This window comes from Paenibacillus sp. F024 (genome assembly GCF_057814255.1).
The window spans coordinates 123,848-139,221 of record NZ_JBVASZ010000010.1 but is presented as its reverse complement, the minus strand read 5'-3'; the positions used below and the strand labels follow the sequence as shown (position 1 = coordinate 139,221).

16 protein-coding genes are annotated in these 15,374 nt (G+C 51.7%); 2 read left to right on the top strand and 14 right to left on the bottom strand.

From position 1 onward, the window contains the following. Positions 1 to 8 precede the first annotated feature (8 nt). The 13 genes from ACZYR9_RS12705 to ACZYR9_RS12645 form a co-directional block, all read right to left on the bottom strand. A complete protein-coding gene (locus ACZYR9_RS12705; protein ID WP_488978864.1) occupies positions 9 to 242 on the bottom strand; it encodes a Flp1 family type IVb pilin in 234 nt (77 codons plus the stop codon). Between the two features lie 40 nt (positions 243 to 282). Continuing rightward, complete coding sequence (locus ACZYR9_RS12700) at positions 283 to 1,155, bottom strand: type II secretion system F family protein (RefSeq protein ID WP_488978863.1); 873 nt, start codon at positions 1,153 to 1,155, stop codon at positions 283 to 285. 6 nt (positions 1,156 to 1,161) lie between these two features. Next, the gene (locus ACZYR9_RS12695) at positions 1,162 to 1,986 is read right to left on the bottom strand and encodes a type II secretion system F family protein (RefSeq protein ID WP_488978862.1); all 825 of its coding nucleotides are present in this window, start codon (positions 1,984 to 1,986) and stop codon (positions 1,162 to 1,164) included. A gap of 39 nt (positions 1,987 to 2,025) precedes the next feature. Beyond that, positions 2,026 to 3,246 carry a TadA family conjugal transfer-associated ATPase gene (locus tag ACZYR9_RS12690; protein WP_488978861.1) on the bottom strand — a complete coding sequence of 407 codons (1,221 nt, stop codon included), beginning with the start codon at positions 3,244 to 3,246 and terminating at the stop codon, positions 2,026 to 2,028. Between the two features lie 5 nt (positions 3,247 to 3,251). Beyond that, complete coding sequence (locus tag ACZYR9_RS12685; protein WP_488978906.1) at positions 3,252 to 4,355, bottom strand: AAA family ATPase; 1,104 nt, start codon at positions 4,353 to 4,355, stop codon at positions 3,252 to 3,254. A gap of 202 nt (positions 4,356 to 4,557) precedes the next feature. Continuing rightward, positions 4,558 to 5,028 carry a DinB family protein gene (locus ACZYR9_RS12680; RefSeq protein ID WP_488978860.1) on the bottom strand — a complete coding sequence of 157 codons (471 nt, stop codon included), beginning with the start codon at positions 5,026 to 5,028 and terminating at the stop codon, positions 4,558 to 4,560. An 86-nt stretch (positions 5,029 to 5,114) separates the two neighbouring features. Beyond that, on the bottom strand, positions 5,115 to 6,146 hold the full coding sequence (locus tag ACZYR9_RS12675) for an SAM-dependent methyltransferase (RefSeq protein WP_488978905.1): 1,032 nt from the start codon (positions 6,144 to 6,146) through the stop codon (positions 5,115 to 5,117). Next, positions 6,143 to 6,916, bottom strand: coding sequence for an ABC transporter ATP-binding protein (locus tag ACZYR9_RS12670; RefSeq protein ID WP_488978859.1), 774 nt, complete (start codon positions 6,914 to 6,916; stop codon positions 6,143 to 6,145). Before ACZYR9_RS12670 ends, ACZYR9_RS12675 begins: the two co-directional genes overlap by 4 nt. A 13-nt stretch (positions 6,917 to 6,929) precedes the next feature. Next, positions 6,930 to 7,271 carry a cyclic-phosphate processing receiver domain-containing protein gene (locus tag ACZYR9_RS12665; protein WP_488978858.1) on the bottom strand — a complete coding sequence of 114 codons (342 nt, stop codon included), beginning with the start codon at positions 7,269 to 7,271 and terminating at the stop codon, positions 6,930 to 6,932. Next, entirely contained in the window at positions 7,268 to 8,113 is an 846-nt protein-coding gene (locus tag ACZYR9_RS12660; RefSeq protein WP_488978857.1) for a deoxyribonuclease IV, read from the bottom strand. Before ACZYR9_RS12660 ends, ACZYR9_RS12665 begins: the two co-directional genes overlap by 4 nt. 17 nt (positions 8,114 to 8,130) lie before the next feature. Continuing rightward, the gene (locus tag ACZYR9_RS12655; RefSeq protein WP_488978856.1) at positions 8,131 to 8,940 is read right to left on the bottom strand and encodes an Fpg/Nei family DNA glycosylase; all 810 of its coding nucleotides are present in this window, start codon (positions 8,938 to 8,940) and stop codon (positions 8,131 to 8,133) included. A 63-nt stretch (positions 8,941 to 9,003) separates the two neighbouring features. Beyond that, positions 9,004 to 10,428: a ribonuclease H-like domain-containing protein gene (locus tag ACZYR9_RS12650; RefSeq protein ID WP_488978855.1), complete on the bottom strand. Its 1,425-nt coding sequence runs from the start codon at positions 10,426 to 10,428 to the stop codon at positions 9,004 to 9,006. Beyond that, complete coding sequence (locus ACZYR9_RS12645; protein ID WP_488978854.1) at positions 10,425 to 12,710, bottom strand: DEAD/DEAH box helicase; 2,286 nt, start codon at positions 12,708 to 12,710, stop codon at positions 10,425 to 10,427. The genes ACZYR9_RS12650 and ACZYR9_RS12645 overlap by 4 nt, the downstream gene beginning before the upstream one ends. A 572-nt stretch (positions 12,711 to 13,282) precedes the next feature. Here ACZYR9_RS12645 and ACZYR9_RS12640 point away from each other — a divergent pair. Next, positions 13,283 to 14,149, top strand: coding sequence for a carotenoid biosynthesis protein (locus ACZYR9_RS12640; RefSeq protein WP_488978853.1), 867 nt, complete (start codon positions 13,283 to 13,285; stop codon positions 14,147 to 14,149). Positions 14,150 to 14,373: 224 nt separating this feature from the next. Here ACZYR9_RS12640 and ACZYR9_RS12635 read toward each other — a convergent pair whose 3' ends face one another. Further along, the gene (locus ACZYR9_RS12635; protein ID WP_488978852.1) at positions 14,374 to 14,589 is read right to left on the bottom strand and encodes a hypothetical protein; all 216 of its coding nucleotides are present in this window, start codon (positions 14,587 to 14,589) and stop codon (positions 14,374 to 14,376) included. Between the two features lie 159 nt (positions 14,590 to 14,748). On the opposite strand from ACZYR9_RS12635, the gene ACZYR9_RS12630 reads away from it, so the two are divergent. After that, on the top strand, positions 14,749 to 15,372 hold the full coding sequence (locus ACZYR9_RS12630) for a nitroreductase family protein (protein WP_488978851.1): 624 nt from the start codon (positions 14,749 to 14,751) through the stop codon (positions 15,370 to 15,372). Positions 15,373 to 15,374: the final 2 nt, after the last annotated feature.

Genomic DNA, 15,374 nt, shown 5'->3' with positions numbered 1-15,374 from the left:
AGCAGCACCTAATTTTGCGGTGCAGGAGGATTTAATCTTGCTTTATCTGTTTCATAATCTTTTTGGTTATTGATAATTTCTTCATTTGCGGTTTCAAACAATCCATTGAGCCATTGAACTATCCACTTCCGGAACGCAATCGCAATGATAATCAGTACGGCAATGATCAACAAAATTTCCAGTGTACCGAGGCCGTCCTCCTCTTCCCAAAATGATTTCCAACCTGTCGGCCAATCGTTCATTCTTTCATCCTCCCATCATATCTCTAGACCGTTTCAACCTTCAGCTCATCATCAGCATGGCTGGAGCCGCCACGATAACCATGACGACGAAGAAAATCAACACCATGGGAAAAACCAGTTTAGACGAACCTTCCTCACCCAGCGTTCGGGCAAGCGCTTTTCGTTTATCCCATAATGTAACGGACAGCTCTTGAAGCGACATGACCAGCTCATCTCCGCCCCTTTTGTAATTTAATAGCAGCGTAGTCGTAAACAGTGAGGTTTCCTGCATGGCGCATCGTTTGCTGAAATCCTCCATGGCTTTGGAGAAAGAACCGTTCATTCTCAATTCATGGACGGCCGACGAAAGCTCCGTCAGCAGTGGATTTCCCTGATGCTCCTTGCCTTCCACCGAACGAATCAGAGCTTGGGGAACCGTCTCCCCGGCGCTGACCAGCAGAAGGATACGATTAAGCACCTCGGGCAGCTCGATCAGCATTTGCCGCTTTCTCTTTTGACACTGATTCGAAATTTTCTTGTACATCCCCAATGGAATGACCGCGGCCAGCAGAAAGCCATACACAAGCATCTCGGCTTGACTGCCGGAAATCCATCCGAGCAGCGTGGTAAGGCAGATTGCACCATAGCCATACACAATGGCCTGCGCCGCAAACCGTTTGGTTTCGATCAATGCCGATTTGGCTCCGTGCAATTGAATCATGATCAAATGCACTTGACCAAGCGCCTCGGTTAACCGGTCGGCAAGCCTTGTCCGGTCCATGACCCAAAGACCCGCAGGCAAGATCAGGTTTAGCGCATCCTCCCGCTTGGTGCCCGGATGCTTCCGCACCCATGAACTGTACTGCGGACGGGCCATATATACCACAGCCAAAGCAGCGATCAGCTCCAGCACGAACAGGATCGCTATCCACACCTCAACTCACACCTTTATGTCCATGATTTTTTGCGCCAACACATAACAGCCAAAGAGAACCGCAAGCGCACAGCTCATGATCAGCAGTCCTCCGCCCCGGTATAACGGCTCCATGTAATCCGGTGTAGTCCAAGCCAGCGTGGCAATCATAGCCACCGGAGCAACGGAAAGCACTTTGGATTCGAATTTCTTTTGTGCGAGCATGACCTGAATATCCTGTTCGATATCCAGCTTTTCTTGAATCAGCACAGATGTACGCCGGACAACCCGAACCAGGCTTCCTCCGGTCCTTTTGCAGGTGACGAACACTTCCGCAAATCTATCGATTTCCTCAATATGCGCCCGTCGGCTAAAGCCGGTTAAGCAGCTCTCCACGGTTTCCCCATTTTCCATCCGTCTTTGCATGATCTCGAGCTCCTTTATGATCATGGCTTTGGAATCCGGATACAGCAGTCTTAAGTCGCTTAACGCTTCCACAAAGGCCGATTCAACCGAGCGGCCTGCGCTTAAAGCCGATGCGAGCGCAGCAAGCATTTGTTTGAATTGCAGCTTTAATTGCGCTTTTCTTTTTCGGATCAGCTGCTTCCTTCGGATGGACGGGTAGCCTAAACCAACAGCTCCAAATAATACGGCTGCCACAGGATGCTTATAAAAGACATAAGCGATAGCCGCCATCACCGCCGCTCCCCATAAGGCAGCAATCGCCATCTGACCTGGACTCATGACGTAGTCGTCATAATCTTGAAGCTTGGATTGCACCGGGGGCCGCTGCCCCCGGACAAATGGAATCGGCACATGAAGCTTCATACGCCCTAATGTTGTCTTGAGCATGGCGATCGATTCTCCTTTTCTAATAGCTAATCTTTTTCGTTAGACCAAGCCTGCCATCCGAAGCTTCCATGTTCGCATCAGCGGATTTCCCGTCGGCTTGAGTTCGCCCAGCACCATCCCCTCCGGCGTTTCTCCTGTTTCCTCAAACAGGTACAGTGGATTCAGCATCACCTCCCCTTCATCCATTCCCGCTACCTCGCTGATTTCCGTGACCCGCCGGGAACGGTCCCTAAGCCGCTGTACATGCACCATGACATCGATCGCTGAGGAGATTTGCTTTCGTACCACAGCCACCGGTAAGCCGGCTCCGCTAAGCACCATCGTCTCCAGCCTGCTGAGCATGTCCTTCACCGAGTTTGCATGGGCAGTAGACAAGCTGCCGTCATGGCCAGTATTCATCGCTTGGAGCATATCGAGCGTTTCCGCACCCCGCACCTCTCCGACAATGATGCGGTTGGGTCTCATCCGCAGCGAAGCTCGGATCAAATCGCGGATCGTGATCTGTCCCTTTCCCTCTGTGTTGGCGTTGCGCGTTTCAAGACTAACCAGGTTCGGCACACCCTGAATTTGGAGCTCCGCGGAATCCTCGATCGTAACGACACGTTCGTCCGCCGGTATGAACTGTGCCAGCGCATTTAAAAACGTGGTCTTGCCTGCCCCCGTCCCGCCTCCGATAAACAAGTTGTATTTTGCTTTCACAAGCTGGATCAAGTGCTCGGCGGCTTCCTGGGAGATGGCTTGCCGTGCGGTTAAATCCCGGATCGTCATCGGCCGCTCGGGAAATTTGCGGATGGTCATCGCCGGTCCCTGAAGTGCGATCGGAGGGAGCACAATATTGACGCGGGATCCATCCTGCAGCCTGGCGTCCACGATCGGGCTCGATTCGTTCACCAGCCGGTTTACCCTTCCGACGATCGCTTGAATGGTATCCTCCAGCTTCTCACGGCTGTCGAAGCGAAGATCCGTTGCCAGCACTTGCCCTTCTTTTTCAATAAAGATTTGATCATGAGCATTGACCATAATTTCCGATATGCTTTTGTCATCTACCAGCGGCTGAAGCACGTCCAAGCCTCGAAAAGAGTGAAACAGCTCCTGAACGAGCTGCTGTTTCTGTCCTGCGGTTAGAAACGATTCCTTCGAATGTGCAAAGACATGCTGTTCGATCGTTTCAATCAGCTGCTCATCGGACAGCGTACTGCTGTAATCCATGCTCTCTTGAATTTTATGGAGTAATTCCCGTTTCTTTTGGGCAAGGTTCATCCGGCTCAGCTTCTCCTTTCCTGCGCAATCAACGCTTGCGTGACAGAAGCTGCGAAGCCGGTTGAAACCATCTGCTCTACCTGTGCCACCGATTTCCATTCCGGAATATAAGGAAGCTCGCCGCGCAGCGTTATCCCATACTTGGAAAAAAGATTGAGAGTCTGCCCTGTACTTCTATTGAGCCAGAAATCGACCTTATCCATCGGAAGCATCTTCCCGCCATTGTCCGCCTCCTTTTTCCATCCGGCAATAAGCTCTTGGGTCTTGTGCAAATGAACGCAATCGTCCAGAACCAGCCAAAGAATACGGTCCGCCGCGTATAAAGCCTTGAGTGTAACCGAGCCGGGGAAAGAATCCAAATCCAGAATTACCCAATCATATATACCTGATGCCGCCGCTCCTTGCAGAATACCCTGCAAATCCGAGCCTTCCATCTCGGCGATTTCTTGAATATGCGACGGAGGAGAGACATAATCGAACTTCAATTCCCGGTGTGTGCACTTGAGCTGCTCAATCTTGGCTGCGAGGATAGCCGAATTCGTTTTGGCATAATAAAGCATGCGCGAGAACGTTTCCGTCTCCCCGTCATGCTCTTCCGTAAACCAGGCTTTGGACGGAAGACGTTCCAGCGTCAAGCATAATACCCTTTCTCCTTTCAGAGTGAGGTGCCGGGCCAAGTGGACGGCCGTAACCGTCTTTCCGCTGCCGCCGATGGCAGAGTATACAGCCAAGGTTTTTGTCCCCCTTCTGCCGAGCAGCGGTTCGTTTTCGCAGTATTCGTTATAATGAACGGCAATTTCCGACAGCAGACGGTTGAGCGGCTGGAATTTGAACAGCACCGGATATTCGAGCAGCCCGCCAGCTCTCATTGAATCACTGATTAGGACGGTGCATCCGGTTTTCACACGATAAGCCGAATCCGGCAAAGGCAGCCAAGATTCATGAACCATCATAATAAAAGGTTCCCTAGTCTCTTCCACAAAGCGAAAGCCTTCCTCCGCAGCAGTAAACACCCGAAGGCTGAAGCGTTCCGCATACTCCGACGAACGAATATAGGCGGACATCATATTTGCGAAATACTCATCATCGTCAAGCAGCACCAGCAGCATTTTTGCCAAATCGAATCTCTCCCTTTCCTGTTTGACCGCCTAAAAAGGCAACAAAAAAAGCACGCACTGCCAAGGCTCCCACGAACCTTGAAACAGCGGTGCTTCCGCTTAACTATTGAAATTATCCGTATTATAAACCTAAATTTTGGAAATGGCAAGAGGTAATTGAGATCTGTTCAATATAAACCCTATCTCTTTATTCCTATTCTACCCGGGCTGCAAAAGCCTGCTTATTGCGTTCCAATTGCTGAATATGACGGTCCACGTGGCCTACGAACATACTCACGACATCTTGAAGCGTCTGCTTCCCCGCAACGTTGTGAACGCCGGTTCGCTGCCAATCTTCAGCAGACAAGCCCGACAGGATAACAGACATAGAAGAACGAAGGACACCAAACAGGGTCAAGTAAGCTTGCATGTCCAACGCCTGATAATCAAGCCGGGAAGCCCAAGCATCAGGATCGAACTTGAACAGCAGAGGGTTGTTTTCCGAGATGATCCGTTTCATACGATCGATCGCTACCATTTCGGCATCGCACACATGAATGACGACCTCTTTCATGCTCCACTTGTTTTCCGCGGGTTTAAAAAGCAGCTGCTCTTCGCTAATCCCGTCTACGGCAGCCTTCAATAGATCGTATCCTCTTGCATATTGTTGTACCAGCTCTTCCATGTCACAACCTCCTATGGACCGGGTTTCAGGAACCTAAGACCAACGATTCGGCCAGATTTTACCAACGGATCTGCCGCGGCTTGCTCTCAATGGCTTTTCACTAAAAACAAAGTGAGCTCTTCCCGGTTATGAAAAAGCTGCTTCGCTTTTTGCAGCTCCAGCTCAGGCGACACATCTTGAATGACCTCCCGGATCGTTTGGAAGGCCTTCTTGTTCATCAGCTTTACGGTAATAATGGCCGTGCCGCCCGTCTTCAAAGCGTAAAGGAGTCCGCGAACCAGCTTCGCCATCTGACGGTGACTCCAGCTCATATCGCATACCAGCAGATCGAAGGCGTCTTGAGCAAACACGACTTCATCCGCTTTTTTGGGATGATACGTAAGGTTCGCATGACGCAAGAGCCCTTCATCCAGCTTGGCCGGATCTACCGCCGTCACCCTCAGCCCGCGCTCCAGCAGCAAAGATGTCCAGCCTCCGGGAGCCGCTCCGATGTCGAGTGCGGAGTGATACTGTGCAAAATCGAGGCCAAATGCCTGTTCAGCTTCCAGCAGCTTGAATTTGGCGCGGGACACCTGTCCATCTTCCTTTCGGAAGCGAACGGCTCCGCCGGACCAGTCCGATAAATTGTCCTGCGGACGGGACATCCCGTAATAAACCGAAGTTTTGGTGTAAAACAGCGACAAAATGAGTTCCGCGCCTCTGACCACCGGCTCTGCGGAAAAATCCGACAAAAGCCTGTCATCCACGGCAGATTTGACATCTGATGGAGAGATTTCCGGCGAGGCATCTTCCGTTTTGCGCACCTGAACGGCAATTTTACTGCCGGCGTGTAGAGGAGCTTCAGACAGACGCTCCAAAATAAACTCCATGAACGCATCCATGGAGCCAACCCATTCCGCTTGTGCGTCAACAGGCTGCATGTGCCTTAAAAAAACCGGTTCATCCCCCGTAATCGTCCGAATCGCTTCATCCCTCTCCTGTTCGGTTGAGAACAGAAACACTTCACCGGGAATGATCCATTCGGACTTAACCGATCCCAGCAGCCTGCGCAGCTCTTCTTGCGCCTGTTGAGCAAATCCCCTGTTGGAGGTTCCGATAAAAACGCCCGCACTCATCATAGCACCTTGATCCAAGGCCGGTCGCCGAACCATTCGATGCGGATCGGAACCTGGAACGCCTTAAACAAATTTTCTTCCGTAAGCACCTCACGCTTTAAGCCGGAGGCAATCAGCTCCCCTTGCTCAATCAGCGCCACATGCGTGAACATCGGAACAATTTCCTCGATATGGTGTGTCACGTAGATGACCGTCATTTGCTGCTCTCCAAGCTCGTTAACGTTTTCCAGCAGCCGTTCTCGCTCAAAGAGATCAAGCCCGGAACAAGGCTCATCCATAATGAGGATCGACGGACGTGTCATCAGCGATCTGGCGAGCATAATTTTTTTGCGTTCGCCCTGCGAAAGCGTGCCCAGCGGTTGATCCGCAAGATGCAGCAGCTTCACGTCTCTCAGCTTTTGGAGCGCTTTTTCTTTGGCTTCTAAAGGAATCTCTTCATAGAAGCGCAGAAAGCCGTATTCACCGGTGGCAACAACCTCCCATACGGTATCGCCCGGGTTCAGCTTTTCGTACAGCGATTGGCTGATGTAACCGATTTGCTTACGTACCTCCCGCACGTCGCATTGTCCGTATGTATTTCCGAGTACCTGTACCTTGCCTCGGCTTGGGAATTCATAGCCGTTCATCATCTCCAGCAGGGTTGTTTTGCCCGAACCGTTCCTGCCGAGAATCACCCAATGCTCACCGGCTTGGATCTCCAGCTGCACTCCCGATAAAATATGCCTGTTTTCACGAATAAAATGAATTTGCTGTAACGATAAGACCTGTGACACCTATGACCACAACCTATTCTTTGACGTTTTGGGCAATATCCATGAGCAGCTCATGCGGCATGGGACCATTCACCACAAGAACATGCCCGGGCTTGCTCGCATATAAAGCTTGAAACATATGCTGTTTTCCCGAATCACTGGAAGTGTGCAAGTAAATGCGTTTCGGGTAACGGTTTGATGCAATGATGCCCCTGACGACATCCATCCCGTTAGGCTGGCCCCAACCGAGGTCGTAATCGAGCGAAAGCACACCCACCTCGCATTCCTGCAGCAAGAGAAGGCATTCCTCCGCATTGCGTGCAAGCACGAAGCCCTCGGGACAAGTCCGGTAATCATCCAAATAAACGTGAATCACCCTTCGCTCAGCTCCTTGACATAACGGATTTCCGACGCATGCGTGTTCCCGCGGGTCAGAGGCGTTTCCAGTACGACTGGAAGATTTGCGCTCAGAAGCCGTTTAGAACGGAGCAGCGGAAGGAAAAGCGCCTCGCCCATTGCACCTTTGGCGATCATAGCGTGCCGGTCCTTGCCTGCGCCGCGCGGATATACGGAATCGTTCAGATGAATGGCGCGAAGATACGGTAAATATCCGACCGCCTCGGCTTGACGTTCCCAGTCCGGCCAACCGGCCGGAAGTGCCGGGAACAAATTGGAAGCAAAGGCATGACAAGTATCGAAGCAAAAACCGATCAGCTCTGGCCTTTGGCATAATCCCCGAATTTGGACAAGCTCTTCCAGCGTCGTTCCCATCAATGAGCCTTCACCCGCTTGATTTTCGATCAGAAGCAGGGCGCGGCCCGTATAGCCTTCAAGCACCTCATTGATACATTGTATAATATTTTTATAGCCTTGTAACGGGTCTTTGCCTTTATATTTGCCGAAATGAACCACAGCGCCTACGGAGCCGCAAGCATCCGCAATCTGGAGATCGTTTCGAAGCGAAGCGACCGTCGCCTGCCGCAGCCCGCCCCCATCAGCCGCAAGGTTGGTTGGATAAGGCGTATGAGCGATGCTATAAATGCCATGCTCGCGGCAGTACCGTTCACAGCTCTCTGCGTCACTGCGATTGAAGGCCTTCACTGTCAAGCTTCGCGGATTTTTGGGGAAATATTGGAAAGCCTGCGCACCCAGTAAGACCGCCGTCTTGGCCGCTTCCAAGTAACCCTTCCGAATACTGATATGGCATCCGAACCTCATGCAGCCCGTCACCTCCATTACCGCTGGCAGCCCAGGCAGCAAAAGGATTTCTTGGAGGAAACATCCTGCCTTACGACAGGTCGTCCGCAGCGTACGCACGGCTCCCCTTCCCGGTCATAGACGCGGCATCGGCTGTCAAAGCCTCCGGTTAATGTATCTCCGGTATAAAACGGCATCTCCATATATCCGCCATAATGCGTCGCCTCGGTCAATACCTCTCTCACGGATCGGTACAGTTGTGCAAATTCCATAGAGGTTAAATAAGCCGGACGTCTGGAAGGCAGCAGTCCGGCATGAAAGCAAATTTCATCACTGTAGCAGCTTCCGATCCCCGCCAGCAAGCTTTGGTCGACCAGATTGCTTTTGAGCGTGCCTCTCTTGACACGCAGCCTTTCTTCAAATCTCTCCGCTGTAAATCCTGGATCGAACGGTTCAGGACCGAGCTTCTCCATGAGCGCAGCGGCTTCCTCCGCCTCGTAAAGATGCAAATATCCCAGACGAAGCCCTATGCAAAATAAATGCCAATCGCCAAAATCGATACGCACTTGAACGGTTCGCTCAGGCGCTTCTTCCTTCTTGCCGTAAAAAATCATGCCTCCAAGCATTAAATGAAGCACAAGCACCTTGCCCGAGCTCAAATGAAAGAGCAAATGCTTGGCTCTGCGATCCACCATACGGACCGCCCGGCCTGTCAGCTCCTGTTCAAACCGTTCCGGAGTGACGTTAATCGACCTCTCGCGTCCAACCTCCGTGCCGGTAATCGTTTGGCCCGCAATTCGTCCGTTCAGCAGCATGCGGTAATTTTCCATCTCGGGCAGCTCAGGCACGACTTCACCTTCCTCCTCTCATCTATCTTTCACTAGATTTCCATGAGAAAGGGAATTTATACCTTATAAGGGTAGGGACAGCTGGTCTGAGCCACGCTCAGCCCGCCGTTGTCTCGCTGCTTGGGATACCGTCGACGAAGAAGCGGATCTGCCGGATAAAGCCGACTTTCTCTTCAGCCGCGCAATCCTTTTCTCCAATTCCGCCGCGTCGTTCCCTGTCTCCTTCTGCCGATCTTCTCTTCTGCCGGATCCCGTTCGATTTCCGTTACGCTTTAACGCCCCTTGGCGCCAGACAAGATCGAGTGCCAGCTCGGCATATTCCAAGGCCGGCTTCCATTCCTTAGCCTTGTGTTCATAATACATCGAGAGCTCAACGTAAGGCTCCAGGGCTGCGGTTCGGCTGCCGTCCTTTGAGGCGATATAATGCTTCCAAAGAAGGCAAGCTTCAGACAGCATCCGCCGCCGCTTGAAAAATTGAGCCAGCGGAAGCAGACAGGCCTCCACCTCGCCTGCAGCCTTCTGGTCAGCGTCTGACAGAAGCTCCGTCGCCAGCGCGCTCAACGCCTCGTCGGCCTGCTCTTGCATCCCGATTTTATCCAGCCACAGCCCTAAGCGAAACCACTCCTCTCTGCCGAATTCTCGGGCATGCATCCAATCCAGCGCTCCGCTCAGCAACGCGGCAAAATGCACCGCCAACCCGGCCAACGTCAGGACATCCAGCTCGTTGTGGACAAATACGCCCTTCAAAACCTCAGGATCCCGCTCTGCCAAATATTGAAAGTAAAGCGTCGGAGCCATCGAACCGGGGATATCGTTCTCGCGATACACCCCCAACCGTTCCTCCTCGATATGGCCTAACCGGCAGGACGCAAGCGTATGCTTCCATAAGCTTCTGGAAGGATACAAAAAATCGATGTGTCCTGCAGGCTCCGCCTGCAGCGGCATCCGGTTCATAATGTACCGATTCTTAACGATGGGCCAGTCAAATGACTTCCCGTTGTAGGAAATGAGCACCGGACGGCTTTTCAGCTTGTCCTGAAGGTAGTCCAGCATGGCCGCTTCTTCCCCGGGATGCCGGATCAGCATTTGCTCGACCGTAAAACGCTCCCCTTCATAGAATCCGATTCCGATCATGAAAGGGACATTGCCGGCGCCATGGCCGAGTCCCGTCGTTTCCGTATCCATGAATAGAAGCCTTTCGTGCGGCGACGCTTCGGCAGTGCCCGTCCCCGCTACTCCCGATGCCAACAAGCGCCAAAGCTCATCCCCGTTCTCCGCCAAGTCAGCCAACCGGCTGCCTCCGTGCTTGAATCCGGCCTCAAAAGTGCTGCGGCGCATGACAAATTCGCCCCATTCACTTTGTTCCATAACCGCTCCTACTACATCCCATTCGTCTGCAGGCTCCGCAGCAGGTTCGCTTTTAACGGCAGGCACGGCTATATCCTCAGGCCGCTTGTGGCGTAACAGCCTTTCCCTAAGAGAGCTCATCTTACTCCCTCCAGACGACGCAGCAAGCCAAGCGACAATTGCTTGCCGGTGATACCTACTTCTTCGATCGGACCGACACAAGCCGGACAACCGCTAAGGCAGCCGCAGGCTGAGATGAGCCGCTGCGCTTCGGCAAGAAGCTTGCCATGCACTTCGTACAGCCGTTCACTAAGACCTACGCCACCTGGATATCGATCATAAAAAAAGATCGTCGGCTGCTTGTTATGCACGGCTTTTACTTGCGGAACGACGCGGATATCCTGCGGATCGCACATCAAATATAACGGAGCGATATGCACGAGGACGTTGGATAAACCGAGCAGCGCAAACTGCATGTCATTCACCGTCATCCCGGCAGCCGCTTCTTCGTCGAATGTGAACCAATAAGAGCTGGTGTGAAGTTCTTCTTCCGGCAGATGAATCGGACCGGAACCGATGTTCTCATGCGTTCTGAGCTTGATTTTTTTAAAAATCGTCGCTTTCGCATTCACCGTCACTTCGCCATACTGCCTCAATAGTCCATTCTCTGCGGCTTCGCGATGAACGTGCAGCACCTTCAGCTGAACCGCCAGGTTGGCGTCCGTAAAATAATCGACATTCACTTCCCGGACATACGCTTTCTTCTCTTCATAATCCAGCTTCTCTACCTGAAACTGAACTCCCTCATGGATATAGATCGCTTCTTCATGAATCAGCGTCGGTGCGCTGAACCGGTCGACCTCGCCTAGGACACGCGCTCCATTGGTCATATCGATGATAATAAAGTTTTCCTGTGCGGCGGAGCGCAGGCTGATATCGTGCGCCGGAAACGACTGCTCCATCCAATGCCAGCGGTTCTTTACCCGGTGCAATATCCGCTCCTCCGTCAAAAATTCCAAAATGTCCTTCAGCGATTCGTCCCCGAACTTCTCATTCTCCTCAAAGGGCAGCTCATAAGCGGCGCATTTCACATGATCCACCAGAATGATCAGGTTGTCCGGTCCGATCAGCGCACGTTCCGGCGGACGTTCAAAGAAATACTGCGGATTCTGTATCATATATTGATCCAACGGATTGCTGCTGGCCACTAGAAACGTTATGGAGCTCTCCTGTCTGCGGCCGGCACGGCCGGACTGCTGCCATGTGCTGGCGATCGTACCCGGATAGCCGTTCAATACGCACGCCTGAAGCTGCCCGATGTCGATGCCGAGCTCGAGCGCATTCGTACTCACAACCCCGCGGATTTCCCCGCTGCGCAAGCCCCTTTCGATTTCGCGTCTCAGCTTGGGCAAATAGCCGCCGCGGTAGCCGCGAATCGACTTGGCGCCCAGCTCATGGGCGATAAGCTCCTGCAGATACGTCAGAAGAATCTCCACCCGGACGCGGCTTCGGGCAAACACAATCGTCTGAATGCCCTGCTTCAGCAGCAGGCCGGCCAGCTTGCGCGTCTCCAGCACGCTGCTCTTGCGGATGCCAAGCTGCTTGTTTACGACAGGAGGGTTATAAAAAACAAAATGCTTTTCTCCTGCAGGTGCCCCGTTGTCGTCCACCAGCGCCACCGGTTCGCCAATCAGACGTTCCGCGTGCTCCTTCGGATTATCGACCGTTGCGGATGCGCAGATAAACTGCGGATTGGAGCCGTAAAAACGGCAGATCCGCTTCAATCTCCGGATGACATTGGCGACATGGCTGCCGAATACGCCGCGGTAGGAGTGAACTTCGTCGATCACGATGTATTTTATATTTTCAAACAGCTTCACCCATTTGGTATGGTGTGGCAAAATGGCCGAATGGAGCATATCCGGATTCGTCACAACGATATGTCCGGCGTTACGGATCGCCTGGCGTACGGTAGGCGGCGTATCTCCGTCATACGTGTGCGTCTTAATATCCGCTCCCATAACGTTCGCGAGCTCCTGCAGCTCGGCGACCTGGTCCTGGGCCAGGGCTTTAGTCGGAAACAAATAGAGCGCACGGGCGCTCTCATCGTTCAATATTTCCTGCAGAACAGGCAGGTTATAGCAAAGCGTCTTCCCCGATGCCGTAGGCGTCACCGTAACGACGTTGCGTCCGTCGCTCACCTCACGGAAGGAATAAGCCTGGTGCGTATACAGCTTCTCGATTCCCCGCGACTCAAGCGCTTTACGCAGAAGCGGATTCAGTCCTTCGGGGAACGGCTCATAGCGTCCTTCCCGGGGCGGAATCGTATGCCAATGCGTCACCTGGGACATCAGCTCAGGCGTCGCTTTGATCAAATCTATCCATTCATTTATAGAAGCAACCTTTCCGGTCAATGGGTTCATCTCTTCGGCTCCTTTTGACGGCAGCGTTACTCTTCATTATATAGAATGCATGTTCGTATTACAAATTCTTTTTTGTTTATGGTTCACTGAAAGCTTGGCTGCTTGTATCCGGAACGGCACGCTTACGCCAGGCTGAACCGCAGCTGCGCCGCCTCATGAGCTTCGAGTGAGGGTCACGCCGGCAATCCGCCTCCTGATTTTCCGTATCATTTGTCCAAGTTTTTTATATACATAGAAAGAAGAGACTTAAAAAAGAGGTCGGCATCACAACACAATGGGTACCGGCTTCGAAGCGTCATCCACATAACGCTCTGCTTCTGTGAACCATACCTCCGGAATTTTGAGGGCTTATTTTCAACCATCGGCCCCCTTTTTATTTATTATCCCAAATTCGAGGTGACCGTTATGAAGAAGCTTATCCTCCCTTTTAAAGCAAACGGACATGATGTCATAAAGCATGCCTCCGACTTTTACAAGGTTATTTTAAAAAACTTGAACAGCCTGCCGGTATTTCCCGCCCTGACCCTTTCGCGGCGCAAACATAGAGCTTCCTTCAGTGAAGGACATTTCGCATGATAAATGTGTGGCTTCGGCGAATTACTTGTCTGTACGCTATCTGGTTTGTATGCGGATTTATTCTCGTCACCGGGAATATTGTGCCTTCATGGCTCGAATGGGCAAATAGCGGTTACCTCATCTTGGGCGGAGTTACCGCATGGATTTGGTATGTAAGGAGGTACGGAAGGCGTCAGGCTCTGATTCTGTTCGTGGTTTGCGGCAGCATTTCTTATGCTGCCGAATGGATCGGCGTTCATTCCGGAAGATGGTTTGGAGTCTATGAATACGGTTCCTTCTTCGCGCCAGTGGTTCTGGGCGTGCCGGTCGCAATTCCGTTTACATGGTTTATACTGGTCGTCATTTCCAAAGCATTCGCCCCGATCCGTAGTTCAAATCACGCTTGGCGGGGGTTGCGGCTGTCCGAGAAGCTTTCACCGGAGAGCCATCAGCTTAAACTGGAGCGCAGACGCACCAAACGGCGCAGCTTCTTGCTTCCAACCATTTGGGCGGCCGCGATGATAACTGCAATCGATTTACTTCTTGCCCCTGTAGCTGTACAAAAACGCTATTGGTCTTGGAAAACGGCCGAGCATGCAGCGTGGAATCCCGCTCCCTATAATGTACCGTTAAGCAATTATATAAGCTGGTTTGTTACCGCTCTACTTATAATTAATATTATAAACTATTTACATGATGAATATTTCGAAAAGGATTACAAACCGTACAGCCGTATGACATCCATCCCATTGATGCTCCTTCTGACATTAGAGTCTTTATTTCTTACCTTTGCGATCAAAAGCGGATTGTGGTGGGCCGCGGCAGCCAATATTTTGGCGCTTTGCGTATTGTTTATTTGGAAACGCAAGGAGGAAGCAAGATAATTCCCTCTCAAAATATTAGTCCATCGTTGAATCACGCTATCTTACCGATGAGCGAAGGCTTACCACATTATCGAAACAAAATTAAAACCTGAGCCGATGGGTTTCGGTTCAGGTCTTTTTTAAACAAAAACGATCGAATGATGTTGAACATTTCCCTTCCCTAAAGCAATCCGCGCAGGATCGTGTCACTTCCTGCGCTTTCCCGGGCAATTTCGGTGTAAACCTTAGAGCAAATCGGAAGTATCATCGTAATCGTAACGAATCCCGTCTTGAGAAGCCGTCGTCTGTAAAGGGGACGATACCATGGCAGCTGCCGCATTCGTTTTGAGCTTGGCCAGCACTTCATGAAACTTACGGGCCTGCGCTCCCTCGCTCTGCGAACGAATAGCGATATGCAGAGCCTGCTCTATTACGGCGATATCCTGACTTGTGAAATCCATACCGCAATCCCTCCTTACATTTTTACTGCATCTATTCTAACCCAATCTTGTGTTTTTCATACTTTTGAGAATCAAAACATCATTTTCTCCCTTTGGTTCCCTTTTTCTATGAAAGGGTAATGAAAGGGGAACCTAAAATGATAGAAGGGATGATGAATTATGGGTAATAGCACCATTTACGAGGAGCAGAACGAAGGTATTCTCAAAAAAGTTCAGAACAGCCGGATAGCCGAATATGATATCAGTCCGCTTTTTTTAAACCGTTGGTCTCCCCGCTCCTATGCTGATCGCGAGGTCAAACCGAAAGAGCTCTTTGCTGTACTGGAAGCGGCCAAATGGGCGCCTTCGGCATTCAACCAGCAGTCTTGGCGTTTTTATTTGGCGCGCAAGCCTGAGGAAAGGCAAATCTTTTTGAGCTTTGTCAGCGAGAGCAACCAAGTCTGGTGTGAGAAAGCTCCCGTACTTGTTCTGCTTCTGTCCCGTAAAGTGAACGACAAAGGCGACCCTCATCCTTTGCATGCATTCGAAGCAGGCACGGCATGGGGCTACCTGGCCCTGGAGGCTACCCGCCGCGGTTTAATTGCGCATGCGATGTCCGGTTTTGATCCCAATAAAGCTCGCAGCATTCTTCACATCCCCGACGAATATGACATCCACTGTGTCATTGCCATCGGCTATCAAGGTGACAAAAAAGCACTCCCGGAGAAACTCCAAGAGCGCGAGAAACCATCAGACCGCCGTCCGTTGAGCTTAAGTGTGTTCGAAGGTGCGAAGAGGCCGTGACG